Origin of the sequence: Croceivirga thetidis (assembly GCF_012272815.1) — a bacterium.
Classification (GTDB): domain Bacteria; phylum Bacteroidota; class Bacteroidia; order Flavobacteriales; family Flavobacteriaceae; genus Croceivirga; species Croceivirga thetidis.
Genome location: NZ_JAAWWL010000001.1, coordinates 1,396,365 through 1,416,568, shown reverse-complemented (window position 1 = coordinate 1,416,568; position 20,204 = coordinate 1,396,365). Strand labels below are relative to the sequence as shown.

Genomic DNA, 20,204 nt, shown 5'->3' with positions numbered 1-20,204 from the left:
AGGGAAAATTTAAGAGCATAAAAATACACACTTTTGGTTATGCATTCACAGAATTAACCAACTAAGCAAAGGACTTTCGTACTTTTGCCACTAAATTTTTAGGAGCATGTCAGATAAATTCCCCAAGCTCTTTTTAGTATTTCTTGGTGTTCTTTTTTTATTGAATATTCTTCAGAGCTTTTTTACCGAACTCATCTACGACGAGGCCTATTATTGGTATTACGCCCAAGATTTGGATTGGGGTTATTTTGACCATCCGCCCATGGTTGCCCTTATGATTAAACTTGGTAGCCTCTTTTTCGATGGAGAGTTGGGGGTTAGATTTCTCAGTTGTTTATTCAGTGCAGGTACAGCGATGGTTTTATGGTTGCTCATAGACAATCCGAAGAAACTAGAATATCAACCACACTTCTTTTTACTGGTGTTTTCGCTTCCCTTATTAAACGCGTATGGCTTTTTAACCCTACCTGATACCCCATTACTTTTTTTTACAGCAGTTTTTTTATTGATCTACAAAAGTTTCCTGCAGAAAGAGACTGCAATTAAAGCTATAGTTCTCGGAATAATTATGGCAGCTATGATGTACAGTAAATATCATGCTGCACTTGTAATAATCTTTGTTCTACTATCAAACCCCATCCTATTAAAAAACAAATTGTCTTGGTTAGCTTTAATCGTTTCCTTGGTTTGTTATGCACCACACCAATTTTGGCTTTTTGACAATGAATTTGTGACACTCAATTTTCATATGAATGAAAGGCCAAATCAAGCCTATAGCTTTGAGGGCTTTACCCTTGGCTACCTATTAAATCTTATCGTAATTTTTGGACTACTTTTTCCTGTCATGTATTGGGCGTTATTCAAAAGCAAGGAAAAAGATAAATTCAGCAAAGCACTGCGATTTCTAGTATTCGGATTCATCATCTTTTTCTTCATATCCAGTTTTAATCGTAGAACGCAAACCCAATGGGTTGTTGTGATTTGTATACCAATGGTAGTATTGGCATTTAATTTCATACTACAAGAAATTAAGGCAAGAAAGTGGGTATTTAGACTTGGCTTGGTTAGCACGGCACTGCTGTTATATGCAAGGATAGGTTTAATCTATGAACCTCTTTTTCCTGTTATTTATGAAACTCATGGTAATAAAGATTTTGCCCAGCGCATTGTTGATACGGTTGGTGATATACCTGTAGTATTTGAGAATTCATATAGAAGACCATCAATGTTTTCCTTTTATTCCCAGAATCCTTCCTATACCCAAAACAATCTATTCTACAGATATAGCCAATATGCAATTGATGACTCTGAAGATAAGATCCGAAATAAAAAAGTAGCTTATCTATCAAAATATTATAAAGGAAAAGACTTTGAAATTGAATATAAAGACGGATCGGTTTTTTATGGTGAAATTATTGACGACTTCAAAAGTTATCGAAAACTAAAATGCTTTTTGGAAGAGGATGGGGTTGCAGCGGGAGATCAGGTTAAAATTAAAGTATTCAATCCTTATTCGTTTGATATCCAAATTCAAGAACTGAAATTCTACATAGGTTTTATGAATGCCTATAAACAAATGCGTGAAAGCGAGCCATTGGTGGTTGACTATTCAAGTTTGAAAAGTTCTATCCCCTCCAAGGATACCTTATTGCTAAAGACAAAAATTCCCAAACCTAAAAAACCTGAAATGAAATATATTAGATTCGGAATTCTTGAAAACGGAATTTATCCTGGAATAAACAGTAGTCCTTATAAGTTCAATGGAAGCAATTAGCCGAAATCTAAATTCAATTGATGCCATTACCTTGCTATTGGTTCTTTCGCTTATCATGATAACCATTGTTCGATTCTTTTACCGAACCCGATTCGCGAATTATATGATTTTACCGATAAATAATAAATATGTCACCATTTACAGCAAGAAAGGACGAATGCGCTCCTGGTTCCATTTCGGTAATCTGTTATTTCAATTATTGAATTTTTCTGTTTTTGCACACTTGGTTGCCAAAGCTTTCACTGAAAAAGATGAATTTCAGTTTTTGGAAGTTTATCTTCTATTCGGGTTTGGGTTAGGATTATATCTTTTTTCTAAAATGGTGCTCCAGCTATGTGCGGGATTCATTTTTGATATTCAGGGGAAAATCTTAGAATTGATGTTCAATAAGCAGTCTTATTTTAATTATAGTGCTTTTGTAGCTTGTATTGCCAATATTTTTCTCGCATATATTTTCCCTGATTCGAAATCGATAATATACCTCGCACTGGCCCTCATAATCCTCATTAATATCAGCTGTATTTACTCCCTGATCAATGTGAATCAAAATATAATACAAAACCGCTTTATGTATTTTATTTTGTACCTTTGCGCACTTGAAATTGCACCCCTAGTTATTTTTGCAAGCTATCTAAAAGGTTGAAGCATATGAAAGTAAAGACGATTTTGGTCTCGCAGCCAGAACCGAAGATGGAGAACTCCCCTTATTCACGGCTTATTGAAAAAGAGAAGGTAAAAGTTGATTTTCGCCCGTTCATTCATGTTGAGGGCGTTGCCGCAAAAGAAGTGCGTGAGCAGAAAATTGACCTTAAGAATTTTACTGCAATAATTCTCACAAGCCGAAATTCAGTAGATCACTTTTTTCGACTTGCCGAAGAGATGCGATTTAAAGTACCTGACAGCATGAAATATTTCTGCCAATCAGAAGCTGTTGCCTACTATTTGCAGAAATATGTTGTCTATCGCAAACGTAAAATTTATGTTGGAAAGCGCCTATTCGGCGATTTGACTCCAATGTTCAAAAAATACAAAGACGAAAAATTTCTATTGCCATCATCAGATGTGTTGAAAGCCGACGTGCCAAAAACACTCGATGAATTAAAAGTGGATTGGACCAGAGGAATTTTTTACAAGACCGTCATAAGTGATCTCTCGGATCTGAGAAATGTATATTATGATGTATTGGTTTTCTTTAGCCCTTCAGGAATCGAGTCATTGTTGCAGAACTTTCCTGATTTCGAGCAAAACAATACTCGAATTGCAGTATTCGGTAACAGCACTGTAAAAGCAGCAACCGATGCAGGCCTTAGAATAGATATAAAGGCTCCTACACCTGAGACGCCATCAATGACCATGGCGTTACAGAAATATATCTCTGACGCCAACAAGTAAAAAATAATTAGATAAAAAAAGGCCCGATTTAATATCGGGCCTTTTTTATTAGAAAGCATAACGTTGTGGACCACCGCGACGAATCTCCTCGCTGGCGTAATTCTCAAACTTTTTAAAGTTCTCCCGAAATGCATTTGTCAATTTAAATGCCGTGGTGTAATAGGCCTCATCATCATTCCATGTTGTTCTGGGACTCAAAACAGATGTAGGCACACCGGGACATTCCCTAGGCTGCGCAACACCAAATACCGAATGAATATGGTAGTTATCATAATTATACAATCCCAACTCCCCACTTAGTGCGGCACTTATCATAGCACGAGTGTATTTTAGTTCCATTCGTTTACCAACTCCATAAGGACCGCCTGTCCAACCTGTATTGATGAGCCACACATCCACCCCGGATTCTTGCATTTTTTTACTTAACATCTCAGCATAAACCGTTGGGTGCAAAGGCATAAATGGTGCTCCAAAACAAGCAGAAAACGAAGGTTGTGGTTCTACTACGCCTGCCTCGGTTCCAGCAACTTTTGCAGTATAACCAGAGATGAAATGATATGCTGCTTGGGCCGGGGTTAATTTTGATATGGGAGGTAAAACCCCAAAAGCATCAGCCGTTAAAAAGAAAATGTTTTTGACATTCTTACCGATTGAGGGCTGTTGAATATTTTCAATATGATAAATTGGATAACTAACCCTTGTATTTTGGGTGATGGAAGTATCACCAAAATCTACGTTTCCGGCATCGTCCATAATCACATTTTCTAATATGGCACCTTTTTTAATGGCTCCATAAATTTCAGGCTCTTTTTCAGAAGATAGATTGATAACTTTTGCATAACACCCTCCTTCAAAATTGAAAACCGAATTCTCAGGAGTCCAACCGTGCTCATCATCCCCAATAAGCTTTCTGTTTGGGTCGGTCGACAGCGTCGTTTTCCCTGTTCCCGATAACCCAAAAAATATTGCAGTGTCGCCGTCTTCACCAATGTTAGCGGAGCAATGCATTGGCAAAACATTTTTAAAAGTCGGTAGAATAAAATTTAAAGCTGAAAAAATACCTTTTTTGATTTCACCGGTATATCCGGTACCTCCTACCAATGCTATTTTTCTGGTGAAATTCAAAATAGCAAAATTATGCTGACGAGTACCATCGATTTTGGCATCCGCCATGAATCCGGGAGCATTGACTACCGTCCATTCTGGGTCAAAAGATTGAAGTTCCTCTTCTGTAGGCCGCAAGAACATATTGTAAGAGAACATATTTGACCAAGGGTATTCATTGATTACCCGAATATTCATCTTGTACAATGGATCAGCACATGCGTACGCATCTCGAACGAATAGCTCCTTTTCGTTTAAGTAAGAAATGACCTTGTCATATAACTTATCAAAGGATTGAGGTTCAAAAGGAATATTGATGTCTCCCCACCAAATTTTGTCTTTTGTGACTTCATCTTTCACAATAAAACGATCCCTCGGGGAGCGACCAGTGAACTCGCCCGTATTTACGGCAAGCGCCCCCAAGGAAGAGGCCACCCCTAATTCGTTATCAATTGTTATCTGATGTAATTCGTCAGGCGTAAGTTGATATTTAATGTTGTTGTGTTTGATTCCGTAGTTCGTAAGCGAAATCGTTTTCGTAATTGCGGTGGAATTACTCATAAAAGATTGTTTATTTGAGTGCAAAACTAAAAAATTATAACCCCTCGGCCTTGAAAATATTGCTGTTCAGATTCAATTTTTGGTTAAAATGCGAAAAAGGAGAAGTCCCCAACCAAAAATTAGCAAAGTTCCACCAATTGGTGTTACAAATCCAATTTTTCTGAAATCAAAACTTGTCAAACTATTAGTTGCCAAAAGATAAATTGAGAAAGAGAACAATAGCACTCCGAGGGTTATTAAGTAAAACACCCATCTTTTGGTGCCATCGCCCGCCACTGTGAGTAAACTTAAGAATATCAAGAAAAGGGCATGGTACATTTGGTATTTCACCCCTGTTTCAAAAGTGTTCAGTTCTTCCGGTGATAGAACTTTTTTCAGTCCATGGGCGCCAAAAGCTCCAATTACGACAGCTAAGAGTCCGAATACTAGCCCTGTTACTAAAATTGTTTTATTCATAACTTTTTTAAGTTAAATAATTAAAAAATATAACAATTTGATACTTTAGAATTTCGTTTTACAAAAGTAAACTAAACCTATGCCTAGAAAAATTTTAGTTATCGGTGCTGGTAAATCCACTGCTCATTTGATGGATTACTTTTTAGATCAATCCATCAAAGAAAACCTACGATTAATTATTGCCGACCTGAATCCTGAAAATATTCCGGAACGACTAAAAAACCATGAGAATTGTACGGTGGTCCATCTAGATATAAGTGATGAATCATCAAGGACTTCTCATATTGCAAATGCTGATATTGTTGTTTCAATGCTTCCAGCAAGAATGCATGGCAAAGTAGCACAGGATTGCCTGCTAAATAAAAAGCACTTGGTAACGGCTTCTTACGTTAGCGAGGACCTAAAAAAGATGGATGCCCAAGTCAAAAATGCAGGACTTGTATTCATGAATGAGATAGGTCTTGATCCTGGTCTTGACCACATGAGCGCCATGGAAGTTATTGATCGAATTCGTGCAAAGGGCGGCAAATTGCTATTGTTCGAATCGTTTACAGGGGGATTGGTAGCGCCTCAAGACGACAACAATCTCTGGAATTATAAATTCACTTGGAATCCGAGAAATGTTGTTGTAGCCGGCCAAGGTGGGGCTGCTAAATTTATTCAAGAGGGCACGTACAAGTATATTCCATATCACAAATTGTTCCGCAGGACTGAATTCTTGGATATTGAGGGATACGGGAGGTTTGAAGCTTATGCAAACCGCGATTCCCTTTGGTATCGAGAAGCTTATGGTCTTCAAAATGTCTTGACACTTTATCGGGGAACTATGCGTCGCGTAGGCTTTTCCAAAGCTTGGAACATGTTTGTACAATTGGGAATGACCGATGATAGCTACAGTATAGAAAATTCGATGGGCATGTCGTATCGCGACTTTGTTAACCTATTTCTACCTTATTCCCCAACAGATTCGGTTGAACTCAAACTTCGCCATTATCTCAAAATTGATCAAGATGATATTATGTGGGGTAAATTGGAAGAACTGGATATATTTTCCTCTGAAAAAACCATCCTAATTGAGGGGGCAACCCCGGCCCAAGCTTTACAATTTATCCTCGAAAATAGCTGGACGCTTGGCGATGATGAAAAAGATATGATCGTAATGTATCATAAGTTCGGTTATGAATTGGATGGTGTTAAAAAGCAGTTGGATGCCAACGTTGTTGTGCTCGGGGAGAATAAAACACACACTGCAATGTCAAAAACGGTCGGTTTACCCGTTGCAATAGCTAGTTTGAACATCCTTAATGGTAAAATCAAAGCTCCCGGTGTGCAGATACCAATAACAAAAGAAATTTATGAACCAATTTTAGGCGAACTCAAAGAATACGGTATCAAATTCAATGAATTTCAAGTACCCTATCTAGGTTATAATCCGGATTCGATTGCTGGTTAATATCTGAAAGCCTTATTATATCTTTACTTTCAAATTGAAAGTTTTAAAGATGAAATCATCTAATTCTAATTTGAAAATCGATGGTATCGATAAAAGAATATTGAGGTTCTTAATGGAAGATGCCAGAAGGCCCATACTTGAAATTGCAAGAAATATTGGTATCTCAGGAGCTGCGATTCATCAAAGACTACGAAAATTAGAAAATTCTGGCTTATTGGCCGGCTCTAAATTCGTGCTCAACCCAAGAATTTTGGGTTACACCACACTAGCCTATATCGGAATATTCTTAGATCGTGCAATGAGCAATCCGCAAGCAGTGGCAGCACTGGAAAAAATTCCGGAGGTCTTGGAATGCCATTATACCACAGGTAATTGGTCAATACTTATTAAGGTCTTGTGCAAGGATAATGAGCATTTAATGCATGTACTTAACAAGAAAATTCAGCAAATTGAAGGTGTTTCGCGAACAGAAACCTTTATTTCATTGGACCAACAGATTGACCGTCAGTTGAAAATTTAACTTGATTGAGTCTAAATAAGCATTATATTTGCCTCAATGTTTTTGTTGGAAAGCACACGATATTATGCATTGCGAGAAGCAACCGAAGAGCGTTGCTTCTACCTAGATTTTCAAGAGAAAAGGGTTCGTCTTTCTTTTTGTCAGTTACTGGCCCTTCGACAAAAACTTAACACTATTGAACTGGATTCTTTGTTCTATGATGAATCCAACCCTCATGATTTCAAAATTCTTACCGTTTGCAATCACCAACACCTGTTTTTGGTTTCTACAGCTGAATTAGTCGATTTAAAGCAGTTATTACAAAATGCATTTATCTCGATGGGGCTATCTCAGAGTCCTATATCACTTGCAATCTAAAGCATTAATACTGTTATTTTTAACCAGTCTAAAACCAACTATAAATTAGTTAGGCCCCACTAGAATATCTATAGATTTCGTAATTTTGATAAATAAAATTTATTAAGCTATGAACGACGTTGCAAGACAACAATTAAGCATACAAGTTGAGTCAATGGATTTACTCAACGGACAAATAAAAATGGAGGCTCATGCTTCTGCCTCTTATTTGGCAATGGCCTCTTGGTGTGAACAAAATGGATTTTTTACAAGTGCTAAATTCTTCTTTAAGCAATCTGAAGAAGAGCGCGAACACATGATGAAAATCTTTCATTTTTTGGTTGACACTGGCGGTAATCCGATTTCTCCGGAAATTTCAGGAATTAACCATGAATTTTCTTCTATCAAGGATATTTTTGAATCGGCCTTAAACCATGAAATTAAGGTGACCGAATCCATTAAAAATATCGTTAAGAAAGCTCGTGAATCAGTGGATATCACTACCGAGCGTTTTTTAGATTGGTTTATCCTTGAGCAGGTTGAAGAAGAAAACACCATCAGAGATATTCTTGATATGATTGAGATAACAGGCATGGAAGGTGTTGGTAGACAAATGATCGATGATAAAGTTGGGGACTGGATAGAAGGGTAACCCTAAAAACATACATTTTAAAGGCAGCTTTTTATATCATTGCATAATGGTAAAAGGCTGCCTTCTTTTTTTGCTTTTTGTTACGAGTACATTATGTATCGGCCAACGAACATATCCGACTGATTCTCTTTCTACACAATTTGAATTGCGTCATGATAATGACTTTTTCACTTTGACCGATCGTTATTATTCTTCTGGACTTTACCTTATCTACAGAAAAAAACTTGGCAAAGGCTTCTTTACTGAAAATGAACAATTGGATTTTCAATTGGGTCAAGAAGTATATACCCCAGCACAAACCCAATCTACGAATCCAGATGAATTTGATAGGCCTTATGCGGGCTTCTTAGGACTTAGAACCTCATGGTCGATTGCAAAAGGCAAACAACTTTTTTCAACTGATTTATTATTAGGTATTGCAGGACCCAACTCCGGAGCAGGTGGTTTTCAACGTTGGTACCATAGAACGATTGCCATTTCAGATGGCCCTTTATGGATTCAAGAATTGAATGATTCCTTTCATCTGAACCTATATGGTTCATATGTCAAAGAATGGACCATAGCTCCAAATCCTTTTGGTGTTAGAATTGCATTAAACCCAACTATAGCGGTGGGATCTCGGGATGTATTCGCGGAATCTGAGGCAATTTTATTCTTCGGTAGGAGAAATTCAATCGGTCAAAGCATTGCCTACAACCGAATAGGGAGCAATGAGCGTGAAATCTATTTTTCACTTCGATTCGGATATCGCCAAGTATTTTGGAATGGTCTTATTGAAGGGAATGGATTTAGTGATGATTCTCCCGTTCTTGGAGAAATTGAGAATTCCCTTTTACGATTGGGTTTTGATTTTAATCACCGTTTTGACCGAAATGACTATAAGGTTGGTGTTCGTTATAACTCAAAAGAAACTCCTGAAGCTAGAAACCATATTTATTTTCAACTTAGCTATGCGCTTAGTTTTTAATCAAAAACAGCTGCTTCAGCTATTTTTCGATTTGCTTCCAAATCATTCAAAACACTGTCCAACTTCATTTTCATGGTCGATAAGGGAATCTTGCCCAATGGCAAACGCAATGTATTGTTTTCAGAATTTACAGCATTAATAATTGCCAGAGCTGCCTTTTCCGGATGTCCTTCTTGTTTTCCGTTCACCCCCTTTAATCTATTTCTAAAATTGCCTGCTGTTTGGTTGTAATCATCAATGATGTTTTTCGCTTCACCAAGGCCTGAAGCGGCGAAGTTTGTTCTGAACGGCCCAGGTTCTACGATTATGGTCTTAATACCTAGGGGTTGTACTTCTTGTGCCAATGCTTCGCTGAAACCTTCCAAGGCAAACTTACTCGCATTATAAATGCCAAAACCTGCAAATGCCTTAAAGCCACCATGTGATGAAATTTGTACGATATGACCGCTACTTTGAGCCCTCATTTTCGGCAAGACCAATTGTGTGAGTTTGAGTACGCCAAAAAAATTGGCCTCAAAGACTGCTCTGACCTCCTTTAGACTACTTTCTTCGATAGCACCAACAAAGCCCATTCCGGCATTGTTCACAAGAACGTCAATGGCCGCTATTTCTGAAACCAATTTTTCCATGGTCGCGTAATCAGTCACATCCAATAATACAGCCCTACCCTTTCCGGAATTCTTACCGTTAAAAGCCTGAACCTGTTCCTGTTTTCTAAATGTACCGATTACGAAATCACCCGATTCCATAACCTTGTTTGCAATTGCTTCTCCCAGTCCACTTGAAATTCCTGTAATAAACCAAACCTTCTTTTCCATTTGAATATCCTTAATTTGATTCAAAAGTAAATTCGAAGGTTTTGAAAAAAATTGAACTAGTTCAAGAAAATATCAATGAGAGCGTTTACGGACCTTGCTCAAAAATTCAGGGGTCATTCCCAAATAAGAGGCAATATATTTCTGCGGAATCTTTTGGAATAATTTAGGATACATTGCATATAACTCTTGATAACGTTCTTCAGCGGACATACTTGTTGCAGATAACGCCCTATTTCTGGAATAGGCAAATGCCTTTTCAGTAGAAACTCTAAAATACTCACTTAGCGAGTGAATTTCTTTACATAATGTTTCAATTCTGTCGTAGTGCATACGCAGAATCAATGAGTCCTCTAAAGCTTCAACGAAAAGGGTAGCGGGTTTCTGGGTAACATAGCTATAAAAATCACTCACGAACCAATCATCCATTGCCAATTGCACTGTATGCTCTTTTCCACTAGAATCCAATAAATATGAACGAAAAGCACCTTTCACGATGTAATTTCGATAGCGGCAAACCTGTCCTGGAACATCTAACTTTTCTTTACGGGAAATTTCTTCTACCTCAACAACCTCGGCAAGTCTTTCTTTTTCTTGCTGGGTCATTTTGACATAGCGCTCAATATTTGCATATAGGTACTCGTTGACTTCCATTGATTAAAAATAAAAAAGCCCACTCAAAGTTGAGCAGGCTAAATTTTTAACGTTTTTTGGATATTAATCCCTACCGCCAAACACTTGTAATGCCCAATAAAGTAAGGTAGCAATTGAACCAATAGCGGCAACCAAATAGGTTCTCGCTGCCCACTTAAGTGCATCTTCAGAGCCTTTGTACTCTTGTTGGGTCACCATGTTTTTTTGTTTTAGCCATACCAATGCTCGTTTACTGGCATCGTACTCAACAGGAAGCGTAACCAAGCTAAAGGCTGTTGCAAAAGCCATCATTACCAATCCCGCCACGGCGATCCAATAACCAAGACCTACTCCAGCGGCAGCGCCTAGTGCTAAACCACCAAATACGACCCAAGTTGACATACTTGAAGTTACGCTTACCACTGGTACTAATTTGGAGCGCATGGTCAGCCATTCATAAGCCTGCGCATGTTGCACAGCATGGCCTACTTCATGGGCTGCAACCGCAGCAGCAGCAGCATTGCGTTGACTATAAACAGCCTCACTAAGGTTTACCGTTTTGTTTTTTGGATTGTAGTGATCCGTCAACCGGCCGGGAGTAGAAATAACCTGTACATCTCGAATACCATGATCGTCGAGCATTTTTTGAGCTATCTCGGCACCACTCATTCCATTTTGCAAATGTACCTTTGAATAGTGATTGAACTTTCGTTTTAATTGGGAACTAACCAACCAACTCACTAAGGCAATAGCACCAATTAATATATAATATCCCATCATAATTTCTTCAATTTTAGTTTCATAAAGATATTAACTCAAAAGCAAAAATCTCGCCATACCTTATTACCATTAGTTTACTGACAAAAAGTCAATAAAAAACCCATGGCGAACCATGGGTAAATTAAATAACTGAATTAACTATAAAACTAAACTGAATCTCCTAAATCAATACGGGCTCATTCCAATCAAAAGCCTCGATAATTTCTTTATAAACCACTTTCCCTTCCACAACATTTAATCCTTTCTCAAGTGATCTATCGGAACGACAAGCAGCTTGCCAGCCGTTATTTGCCAATTTCAAAACATAGGGCAACGTTACATTAGTCAATGCAATTGTTGAGGTATAAGGCACTGCACCTGGCATATTGGCGACACAATAATGAACTACATCATCTATAATAAATACAGGATCTTCGTGTGTTGTGGCCTTTGTTGTCTCCACACATCCACCTTGATCAACTGCTACATCAACAATGACCGTACCCGGACGCATTTCTTTGAGCATATCACGAGTAATAAGGTTTGGGGCTTTTTTGCCTTTTAGTAAAACGCCACCTATAATCAGGTCATGGTTTTTTATATGTTTTCGAATACTGAATTCTGTAGAGAAATCGGTAACCACATGGTTTGGCATCACATCATTAACATAACGAAGACGTTTCATATTAACATCCATAATTGTTACATGTGCACCAAGACCTGCGGCCATTTTCGCTGCTTGAATTCCCACAACACCAGCACCGAGCACTAAAACCTTGCCCGGAGCCACGCCTGGTACTCCCCCAAGTAACACGCCGCGACCCTTGGCCGGTTTTTCCAAATATTTTGCGCCTTGCTGAACGGCCATTCTGCCCGCAACCTCAGACATTGGTGTCAAAAGCGGCAGGGTTCCATCCTCATCTTCAACGGTTTCATAAGCGATACAAATAGATTTACTCTCAATCATGGCCTTAGTCAAAGGCTCACTTGAGGCGAAATGAAAATAGGTGAATACTATTTGGCCCTCTTTAATCAACCCATATTCTTTAGCAATAGGTTCCTTGACCTTTACGATCATTTCACTTTTTGCATACACCTCTTCTATAGATTCCAAGATTTCGGCACCAACCTGCTCGTAGTCTTTATCAAAGAAACCACTTCCTTCACCCGCAGTTGATTGCACATAAACTTTGTGGTTGTTTTTTACCAACTCGTAAACACCAGCTGGTGTCATTCCAACTCGGCTCTCGTTATTCTTAATCTCTTTAGGAACACCTACAATCATTTCGTTTGTTTTTGATTACGGTTCAAATATGAGTCAAAAATAACATTATGATTAATATACTCGATAAAATGTAGGGGTATAATCGATAAAAAACACTTTTTAAAAATTATACCCCTTTTTTTTAGGGGGTACATTTAAAAATATTAAATATTTTGATGAAATAGCCTATTTAAACTTAAATTTCGCCACCAAAATAGCAATGACCAACAGTATGGTAACACCATTTGCCACCATAACACTTAAACTGCCGATGGCAAATCCGTAGATAGCCCAAAGAATAAGGCCTGCAAGAAATATGAGATACATGCTCAATGAAATGTCTTTGGTGGATTTCTCCTTCCATGCTTTATACACTTGCGGAATAAAGGAAGTTGTGGTCAGTAATGCGGCAACAAGGCCAAGGATTTCAATTTTTGGCATAGGATGCTATTCATTGGTCATAAGGGGGAGCAAAGTATGACGATTAAAAGTACGCTGACAGGCTCAGCGTATAAAAAACCAATTTGGGCTAACCTAACCCACAATATTCACAATCTTACCAGGAACCACAATCACTTTTTTTGGTATGCGACCTTCGAGATATTTAGCAGTAAGTTCATGGGCCATGACGGCTTCTTCAATACCACCTTTGTCCAAATCAGCTGGCAACTCAATTTTAAAACGCATTTTACCATTAAAGGATATCGGATACTCTTTGCTACTTTCCACCAAATATTTAGCATCGAATTTTGGGAATGGTGCGTTGGCTATAGATGCTACGTTTCCAATTTTTTCCCAAAGTTCTTCAGCGATATGTGGCGCATAAGGCGAAACCAAAATAGCCAAGGGTTCCATAATTGATTTGCTCTTACATTTTTGAGCAGTAAGTTCATTTACACAAATCATAAAGGTCGAGACCGACGTATTGAAGCTAAAGTTCTCAATATCTTCTTCGACCTTCTTTATGGTTTTGTGCAGGGTTTTTAAATTATCTGGACTTGGCTGTGAATCGTCAATGGTTACATAAAGTTTCCAGAGCTTCTTTAAGAATCCATGTACACCCGTAATACCAGCTGTATTCCATGGTTTGGATTGCTCTAACGGCCCTAAGAACATTTCATACAATCGTAAAGAATCTGCCCCATACTCTTCACAAATATTATCGGGGTTCACCACATTGTATTTTGATTTGGACATCTTTTCGATTTCCCTTCCAACAATGTACTTCCCGTCTTCCAAAATAAATTCGGCCTCAGCCAAATCAGGGCGCCATTTTTTGAAGCCATTTATATCGAGCTCATCAGATGCATTAACCAACGAAACATCAGCGTGAATCGGGTTAATATTCTTATTTACAGCCAATGATTTTGAGTAGACAATATTCTCTTCAATATCCTTATATACAAAGGCACTTGTCCCTGTGATCATTCCTTGATTGATTAATTTTTTGGCATATTCTGGTTTTGGAGCAATACCCATATCAAACAAAAACTGTTGCCAAAATCTCGAATATAGCAAATGACCTGTAGCGTGTTCACTACCCCCAATATATAAGTCAACATCTTCCCAGTAGTTTATGGCACCCTCCGCATAAATGGCCTTGTCATTGTGCGGGTCCATATATCGATTAAAGTATTGCGAGCTCCCCGCCCAACCAGGCATCGTATTTAACTCCAATGGGAAAATTTGTTCATTATCAATCAAATCATTGGAGACCACTTTGTTGCCTTTCGAATCCCAAGCCCAATTCGTAGCATTACCCAACGGCGGCTCTCCAGTTTCAGTGGGAAGGTATTTCTCTACCTCTGGCAATTGCAAGGGTAAGTGTTCCAAATCAATCATTTGGGGCATTCCATCAACATAATAAACCGGAAATGGTTCCCCCCAATAACGCTGTCTACTGAATACCGCGTCTCGCAACCGATAGTTTATCTTTCCTTGACCCTGACCAATTTTTTCCAATTCGTCGATGGCTTTCCGAACAGCGTCCTTATAACTCAATCCGTTTAGAAAATCAGAGTTTGCTATAACCGTATTGGCCTTATCGGCAAAAGCTTCTTCAGAAATATCGATTCCCTCAAAAATATTAGGTATGTCGATTTCGTAATGCTTGGCAAAATCATAATCGCGCTGGTCCCCACAGGGTACGGCCATAACAGCACCGGTACCATAACTAGCCAAAACGTAATCACCAATCCAAATTGGAACTGGCGCTTTAGTGAACGGATGTTCGGCATAGGCTCCTGTAAAGACACCCGAAATGGTTTTTACATCGGCCATACGATCTCGTTCCGAGCGTTTTGAAGTAGCTTCAACATATGCGTTTACTTCAGCTTTCATTTCTGAAGTCGTAATCTTTTCAACCAATGGATGTTCTGGTGCCAAGGTCATAAAGGACACTCCAAAAATCGTATCTGGGCGAGTGGTGAACACCTCTATTTTTTCATCATGGTCCTTTACCCCAAATATTACGGATGCCCCTTCACTCCTACCAATCCAGTTGGTTTGCGAATCCTTTAAAGGTTGTGGCCAATCAATGGTATTCAATCCCTCCAAAAGTCGTTGGGCGTAAGCGGTAATACGCATCATCCATTGGGTCATCTTCTTTCGAATCACAGGATGGCCACCTCGTTCTGAAACTCCATTTACTATTTCATCATTGGCAAGTACGGTTCCTAATGCAGGGCACCAATTAACTTCCGCATCTGCCAAATAGGTTAATCGGTATTTTAAAAGAATTTCTTGTCGCTCTTTATCTGAAAAAGCATTCCAATCATTAGCGGAAAAAGAAGGAGTGTCATCATCACAAACACCATTGATTTTTGTATTTCCCTCTAGCTCAAAAGACCCGACCAATGATGTAATGGACTCTGCCTTATTGGTATCCTTATTATACCATGAATTGTATAATTGAATAAACACCCACTGCGTCCATTTGTAGTAATCCGGATTTGAGGTACGCACCTCACGACTCCAGTCAAAAGAAAACCCAATTTGGTCCAACTGTTCACGATACCTTTTAATATTCGCTTCGGTGGTGATTGCGGGATGCTGACCTGTTTGAATAGCATATTGTTCTGCGGGTAAGCCAAATGAGTCATACCCCATTGGATGCAGCACGTTGAAACCTTTGTGTCTTTTGTATCTGGCGTAAATATCACCAGCTATATACCCCAGTGGATGACCTACATGTAATCCCGCCCCTGAAGGGTAAGGAAACATTGACAAAACGTAATATTTTGGCTTTTCGGAATTATTTTCTGCCTTAAAAGTTTGGTTTTTGGCCCAATAATCCTGCCATTTCTTTTCAATCCGTTGAAAGTCGTAGTGCATTGTAATCTAAGGTTTCAATCGGCAAAAATAGGGCTTATCGTTACAATACCGATTTACTTTTCTATTTTTACACCACTATTTAAGCCTATGGCCAAATACATAGAACGATACCAAAAACGCAGGTTGATTTCGTCCTACTTTTCAGTTGCCTTAAGTATCGCTTTGGTACTTTTTCTACTGGGCATTTTGGGTCTATTGGTCTTGAATACCAAAAAGCTGGCTGACCACTTTAAAGAACAGATTACCTTATCTGTATTTTTAAAAGATACTGCCAAACCTATAGAAATCGACCAATTACAAAAAAGTCTTGCCCTAGCTGAGCACACCAAAACTGCTACATATATTTCAAAAGAAGATGCGGCCGAACAGTACAGCGAAGATATTGGTGAGAATTTTCAAGAGTTTCTAGGTTACAATCCTCTAAAAAACTCAATAGACGTCAATTTAAAGGCAGATTTTGTCTCACCTGAGCAAGTAGCTGAAATTGCGGAAAATCTTGCAACAAAAAGTTACGTTGACGAAGTAAGTTATGACGAGCCACTTATTTCCTTGCTTAATGATAACGTCAAACGAATTAGCTTATGGATACTAATTGCTAGTGGTATTTTCACCTTTATAGCAGTATTGCTTATCAATAGTTCAATTAGATTATCAATATATTCCAAACGATTTATAATCAAGACTATGCAAATGGTAGGGGCAACAAAAAAATTCATAAGACGGCCCTTTATTTGGACCAACATACGCTTGGGTATGCTGGGTGCCATTGTCGCACTTTTGGCACTAGGGGTAGTTCTTTATTACATCAATAGTAATTTTCCGGAACTCAATTTATTCCAAGATTATCCAACGTTAATTGGGCTTTTCCTGGGAGTTTTCCTTTTGGGCATTCTAATTTCTTACATTAGCACCTATTTTGCCACGCAGCGGTTTTTAAACCTACGTACGAACGACTTGTATTATTAAAGAATAACATGGGTAAGAAGAAAGTAAAAGAAAAAGAACCAGAAAAACAGTTCATCTTTAAAAGAAAGAACTATATCTTTTTGTTCATTGGTCTGATTTGCATAGCCCTTGGGTTCATTTTAATGAGTGGGGGCGCCAGTGATGACCCCAATGTGTTCAACCCAGAAATCTACAGTTTTAGAAGAATACGATTGGCTCCAACATTAGTTCTAATTGGACTAGGAATTCAGATATACGCCATCTTATTGAATCCTAACAAAAAGCATAATTAATTTGGAACTTATTGATGCTATAATCCTTGGTATAATTCAAGGGTTGACCGAATTTCTTCCTGTTTCTTCCAGTGGGCACTTAGAGTTGGCAAAAGCAATTCTGGGCGATAGTTCGTTACCCGAAGAAAGTTTATTGTTCACGGTTATCCTACATTTTGCAACAGCTTTGAGCACCTTAGTGGTCTTTTGGAAAGATGTTTGGGAAATTTTACGAGGTCTGTTCCAGTTTAAATGGAATGAACAAACAAAGTTTTCTCTCAAAATCATTATTTCGATGATTCCTGCCGCATTGATAGGAATACTCTTCGAGGAACAATTGGAATCCTTTTTTGGGGGTAACGTGCAATTTGTTGGTTTTATGCTCATTGTGACCGCAGTATTGCTCTATTTGGCAGATAAAGCGAAAAGCACCTTAAAGAGCGTATCATTTTCCAATGCTTTTGTTATCGGAATAGCACAAGCTATCGCAATGCTTCCGGGCATTTCAAGAAGTGGGGCAACCATCTCAACCTCTGTACTTCTGGGCGTTGATAAGACAAAATCAGCACGATTCTCTTTTTTGATGGTTGTGCCGTTGATTTTAGGTAAAATTGGTAAAGATCTTCTAAGTGGCGATTTGGTATTTCAAGGAAATCAAGCAGTAGCTATAGGTGCCGGTTTCATCGCAGCTTTTGTTGCGGGACTGGCTGCCTGTACTTGGATGATACAATTGGTTCGTAAAAGCAAGCTAACCTATTTTGCCGTGTACTGTCTTTTGGTCGGACTTGTCGCCATAGGATGGAGTTTTTGGGGAACACCTTAATCGAAGAGAAAAACTGTCCAATCTTTAATTCAATGACAAAAGAAGACTTTCTTGAAGGACAGATTCTATTGATTGACAAACCTCTACACTGGACTTCTTTTCAAGCAGTCAATAAACTCAAATGGGCCATTCGAAAACAATTCGATCTCGGTAAAAAATTTAAAATTGGCCATGCAGGTACACTTGACCCTCTAGCAACAGGCCTGTTGTTGATTTGTACGGGAAAATTCACAAAGAAAATTCCTGATTTACAGGGGCAGAAAAAAGAATACACCGGTACGTTCACTTTAGGTGCTACTACCCCATCTTATGATTTAGAGACCGATGTGGATGCCATTTTTCCAACCGAGCATATTACTGAGGAATTAATTCGTAAAACAACAAGACAGTTTTTGGGTGAAATAGAACAAGTTCCTCCTATTTTCTCAGCAGTCAAAAAAGATGGCAAACGTGCTTACGAATTAGCTAGAAAAGGAGAGGAAGTCAAACTTAAGAGCCGAAAAATATCGATATACGAATTTGAAATAACCAAAATCGATATGTTAGATATCCATTTTCGCATCAGTTGTAGTAAAGGAACCTATATTCGGTCATTGGCAAATGACTTTGGTAGCGCTCTGGATTCCGGAGCACATCTCAGCTCACTCAGAAGAACCAAAATCGGTGATTACAGCGTAGATAAAAGCATAGGCCCTGAGTTATTCAAAGAAAGACTACAGCATTCTTAACGACTATAATTGCGACCTATGTGCAAAATATTTGATTAAAAATTAGGTTATTAATAACCATGAACTTGACCCGCAAGCAGTTATCTCTCTTAATTACCATATTTACCATGGCAAACGTGGTATTATTGGCCTATAACATTCATTTGGGTTCTAAACAAGCACCTGAATATGTTATTGAGATGAGCTTAACTGATGAGGATATTGAGGAAATACTTAAGGAAGAAGAGGAACGGCTAGAAGAATTGGCTGAGAATAGCGACCCTATTGCAACGCATAGGGCTTTTAATGAAACAGTGAAGTCCTCATTCGGCAATCCGGAACCCCTTAAGACATTGGAGGAACTAATGGAAGAAAGGGAGCTCAACAATCAAAAGGATTTTTTGAGTTCGGACAATGGTTTTCAAGCCAACTTAAAGGAACTTGCCGAGAAAAGGGAAGAAAAGAAAAAACTCTTGGGTGAGCGCGAAGCCGATAAAAAAGAATTCACCAATAATTTGGCAGAAAAGAGAACGACGATCTCTTTTTCCCTTAAAGACCGAAATGCCTATGATATTCCACCCCCTATCTACACTTGTATAGAGGGTGGCAAGGTTGTCATTAATATCGAAGTAAATCAACTTGGTGATGTAATAGAAGCAAACTTCAATGAAAAAAGTTCTACCACCACAAATGGATGTTTGGTTGACAATGCATTGGAATATGCCAGACGAGCGGTTTTCAATTCCTCATCACGTCAAAAGCAAATTGGTACGATTACCTATCTATTTCAACGCAAGTAGTGCCCCCAATTCTGCGGCAATATTTTGACCTTTATCCTTATTGTACCAAACTTGAAGATCCTGACGAAATTCTGGAGTAAGTTTTCCATGCTTCGCTTTGTATTCTTGAACTAATTGTGATGCTGGTTCTGGTCGAGGTCCCCAATCACCCAAGACTTCGTTTGTTTCTTTATTAATTAGAATCAGTTTCGGTATGGATCTAGCTCCATTGGTCAAAAATTCATCCGTTAGCTCCAAGTTTTTATCCCGAAGGGCCACTCTTAACTCTATATTCGGATTGAGTTCCGCAATCTTGTTCATAACGGGCACACTCGGTGCAGCATCGCCACACCAACTTTCCGTCAATACTAAAAATATGAGCTGAGAGTCAACAGCCCTTATTTTTTGAGAAACTTCCTCAGAAAATTTTAGGGTTTTGTCCCAGCGATTCATACGTCGATTATTCAATTGCGTATACTCGATATACGAATCGCTCTGTTCAGGACCAGTAGTTTTACCTTCCGCTGCATACTGCGTCACCATCTTTCGATACTCATGATAGGACTGGCTCGTTGCAACAGCCCTATTTATCAATTCAATGGTATCAGTCTCAGTGGTATTTTTCATAGCTATATCTCCCATTTGCCTATTGGTAGCAT

At 38.6% G+C, this 20,204-nt stretch carries 22 protein-coding genes; 13 read left to right on the top strand and 9 right to left on the bottom strand.

Annotated elements, in window-relative coordinates; all coding sequences use genetic code 11:
* The first annotated feature begins 106 nt into the window (after nt 1–106).
* The 3 genes from HCU67_RS06470 to HCU67_RS06460 are packed head-to-tail and all read left to right on the top strand — an operon-like array spanning nt 107 to nt 3,166.
* Nucleotides 107–1,774, top strand: coding sequence for an ArnT family glycosyltransferase (locus HCU67_RS06470; protein WP_168551750.1), 1,668 nt, complete (start codon nt 107–109; stop codon nt 1,772–1,774).
* Nucleotides 1,761–2,417: a DUF4271 domain-containing protein gene (locus HCU67_RS06465; protein ID WP_168551749.1), complete on the top strand. Its 657-nt coding sequence runs from the start codon at nt 1,761–1,763 to the stop codon at nt 2,415–2,417. The genes HCU67_RS06470 and HCU67_RS06465 overlap by 14 nt, the downstream gene beginning before the upstream one ends.
* Nucleotides 2,418–2,422: 5 nt before the next feature.
* Nucleotides 2,423–3,166: a uroporphyrinogen-III synthase gene (locus HCU67_RS06460; RefSeq protein ID WP_168551748.1), complete on the top strand. Its 744-nt coding sequence runs from the start codon at nt 2,423–2,425 to the stop codon at nt 3,164–3,166.
* A gap of 48 nt (nt 3,167–3,214) precedes the next feature.
* Here the strand turns inward: HCU67_RS06460 and pckA are convergent, their stop codons facing one another.
* Entirely contained in the window at nt 3,215–4,831 is a 1,617-nt protein-coding gene (gene pckA / locus HCU67_RS06455; RefSeq protein ID WP_168551747.1) for a phosphoenolpyruvate carboxykinase (ATP), read from the bottom strand.
* A 72-nt stretch (nt 4,832–4,903) separates the two neighbouring features.
* Nucleotides 4,904–5,287: a DUF423 domain-containing protein gene (locus HCU67_RS06450; RefSeq protein ID WP_168551746.1), complete on the bottom strand. Its 384-nt coding sequence runs from the start codon at nt 5,285–5,287 to the stop codon at nt 4,904–4,906.
* A gap of 79 nt (nt 5,288–5,366) precedes the next feature.
* Between HCU67_RS06450 and HCU67_RS06445 the strand changes: the two genes are divergently transcribed.
* The 5 genes from HCU67_RS06445 (at nt 5,367) to HCU67_RS06425 (ending at nt 9,215) form a co-directional block, all read left to right on the top strand.
* A complete protein-coding gene (locus HCU67_RS06445) occupies nt 5,367–6,740 on the top strand; it encodes a saccharopine dehydrogenase family protein (protein ID WP_168551745.1) in 1,374 nt (457 codons plus the stop codon).
* A 49-nt stretch (nt 6,741–6,789) separates the two neighbouring features.
* Nucleotides 6,790–7,260 carry an Lrp/AsnC ligand binding domain-containing protein gene (locus HCU67_RS06440; RefSeq protein WP_168551744.1) on the top strand — a complete coding sequence of 157 codons (471 nt, stop codon included), beginning with the start codon at nt 6,790–6,792 and terminating at the stop codon, nt 7,258–7,260.
* Nucleotides 7,261–7,296: 36 nt separating this feature from the next.
* Complete coding sequence (locus HCU67_RS06435) at nt 7,297–7,617, top strand: hypothetical protein (RefSeq protein WP_168551743.1); 321 nt, start codon at nt 7,297–7,299, stop codon at nt 7,615–7,617.
* Nucleotides 7,618–7,726: 109 nt separating this feature from the next.
* Nucleotides 7,727–8,248, top strand: a complete 522-nt coding sequence (locus tag HCU67_RS06430; protein ID WP_168551742.1) for a ferritin — start codon at nt 7,727–7,729, stop codon at nt 8,246–8,248.
* 46 nt (nt 8,249–8,294) lie between these two features.
* A complete protein-coding gene (locus HCU67_RS06425; protein WP_168551741.1) occupies nt 8,295–9,215 on the top strand; it encodes a lipid A-modifier LpxR family protein in 921 nt (306 codons plus the stop codon).
* On the opposite strand, the gene HCU67_RS06420 is transcribed toward HCU67_RS06425, so the two are convergent.
* The 6 genes from HCU67_RS06420 to leuS form a co-directional block, all read right to left on the bottom strand.
* The gene (locus HCU67_RS06420; protein WP_168551740.1) at nt 9,212–10,033 is read right to left on the bottom strand and encodes an oxidoreductase; all 822 of its coding nucleotides are present in this window, start codon (nt 10,031–10,033) and stop codon (nt 9,212–9,214) included. The two genes, HCU67_RS06425 and HCU67_RS06420, sit on opposite strands and share 4 nt — an antisense overlap.
* A 72-nt stretch (nt 10,034–10,105) precedes the next feature.
* The gene (locus HCU67_RS06415; RefSeq protein ID WP_168551739.1) at nt 10,106–10,684 is read right to left on the bottom strand and encodes a Crp/Fnr family transcriptional regulator; all 579 of its coding nucleotides are present in this window, start codon (nt 10,682–10,684) and stop codon (nt 10,106–10,108) included.
* A gap of 63 nt (nt 10,685–10,747) precedes the next feature.
* Nucleotides 10,748–11,443 (bottom strand): zinc metallopeptidase, encoded by a 696-nt coding sequence (locus tag HCU67_RS06410; RefSeq protein WP_168551738.1) that lies wholly within the window; start codon nt 11,441–11,443, stop codon nt 10,748–10,750.
* Nucleotides 11,444–11,603: 160 nt separating this feature from the next.
* The gene (gene ald, locus HCU67_RS06405) at nt 11,604–12,707 is read right to left on the bottom strand and encodes an alanine dehydrogenase (RefSeq protein ID WP_168551737.1); all 1,104 of its coding nucleotides are present in this window, start codon (nt 12,705–12,707) and stop codon (nt 11,604–11,606) included.
* A 165-nt stretch (nt 12,708–12,872) separates the two neighbouring features.
* Nucleotides 12,873–13,127, bottom strand: coding sequence for a SemiSWEET family sugar transporter (locus tag HCU67_RS06400; protein WP_168551736.1), 255 nt, complete (start codon nt 13,125–13,127; stop codon nt 12,873–12,875).
* Between the two features lie 93 nt (nt 13,128–13,220).
* Nucleotides 13,221–16,019, bottom strand: a complete 2,799-nt coding sequence (gene leuS / locus HCU67_RS06395) for a leucine--tRNA ligase (protein ID WP_168551735.1) — start codon at nt 16,017–16,019, stop codon at nt 13,221–13,223.
* An 87-nt stretch (nt 16,020–16,106) separates the two neighbouring features.
* Here leuS and HCU67_RS06390 point away from each other — a divergent pair, with 87 nt between their 5' ends.
* The 5 genes from HCU67_RS06390 to HCU67_RS06370 are packed head-to-tail and all read left to right on the top strand — an operon-like array spanning nt 16,107 to nt 19,566.
* Complete coding sequence (locus HCU67_RS06390) at nt 16,107–16,985, top strand: cell division protein FtsX (protein ID WP_168551734.1); 879 nt, start codon at nt 16,107–16,109, stop codon at nt 16,983–16,985.
* An 8-nt stretch (nt 16,986–16,993) separates the two neighbouring features.
* On the top strand, nt 16,994–17,257 hold the full coding sequence (locus HCU67_RS06385) for a DUF3098 domain-containing protein (RefSeq protein WP_168551733.1): 264 nt from the start codon (nt 16,994–16,996) through the stop codon (nt 17,255–17,257).
* Nucleotide 17,258: 1 nt separating this feature from the next.
* Nucleotides 17,259–18,059: an undecaprenyl-diphosphate phosphatase gene (locus HCU67_RS06380; RefSeq protein WP_168551732.1), complete on the top strand. Its 801-nt coding sequence runs from the start codon at nt 17,259–17,261 to the stop codon at nt 18,057–18,059.
* A 32-nt stretch (nt 18,060–18,091) separates the two neighbouring features.
* Nucleotides 18,092–18,787, top strand: a complete 696-nt coding sequence (gene truB / locus HCU67_RS06375; RefSeq protein ID WP_168551731.1) for a tRNA pseudouridine(55) synthase TruB — start codon at nt 18,092–18,094, stop codon at nt 18,785–18,787.
* A 59-nt stretch (nt 18,788–18,846) separates the two neighbouring features.
* On the top strand, nt 18,847–19,566 hold the full coding sequence (locus HCU67_RS06370; RefSeq protein ID WP_168551730.1) for a hypothetical protein: 720 nt from the start codon (nt 18,847–18,849) through the stop codon (nt 19,564–19,566).
* On the opposite strand, the gene HCU67_RS06365 is transcribed toward HCU67_RS06370, so the two are convergent.
* The gene (locus tag HCU67_RS06365; RefSeq protein ID WP_246865710.1) at nt 19,549–20,172 is read right to left on the bottom strand and encodes a thioredoxin family protein; all 624 of its coding nucleotides are present in this window, start codon (nt 20,170–20,172) and stop codon (nt 19,549–19,551) included. The genes HCU67_RS06370 and HCU67_RS06365 overlap by 18 nt on opposite strands.
* Between the last annotated feature and the right edge of the window lie 32 nt (nt 20,173–20,204).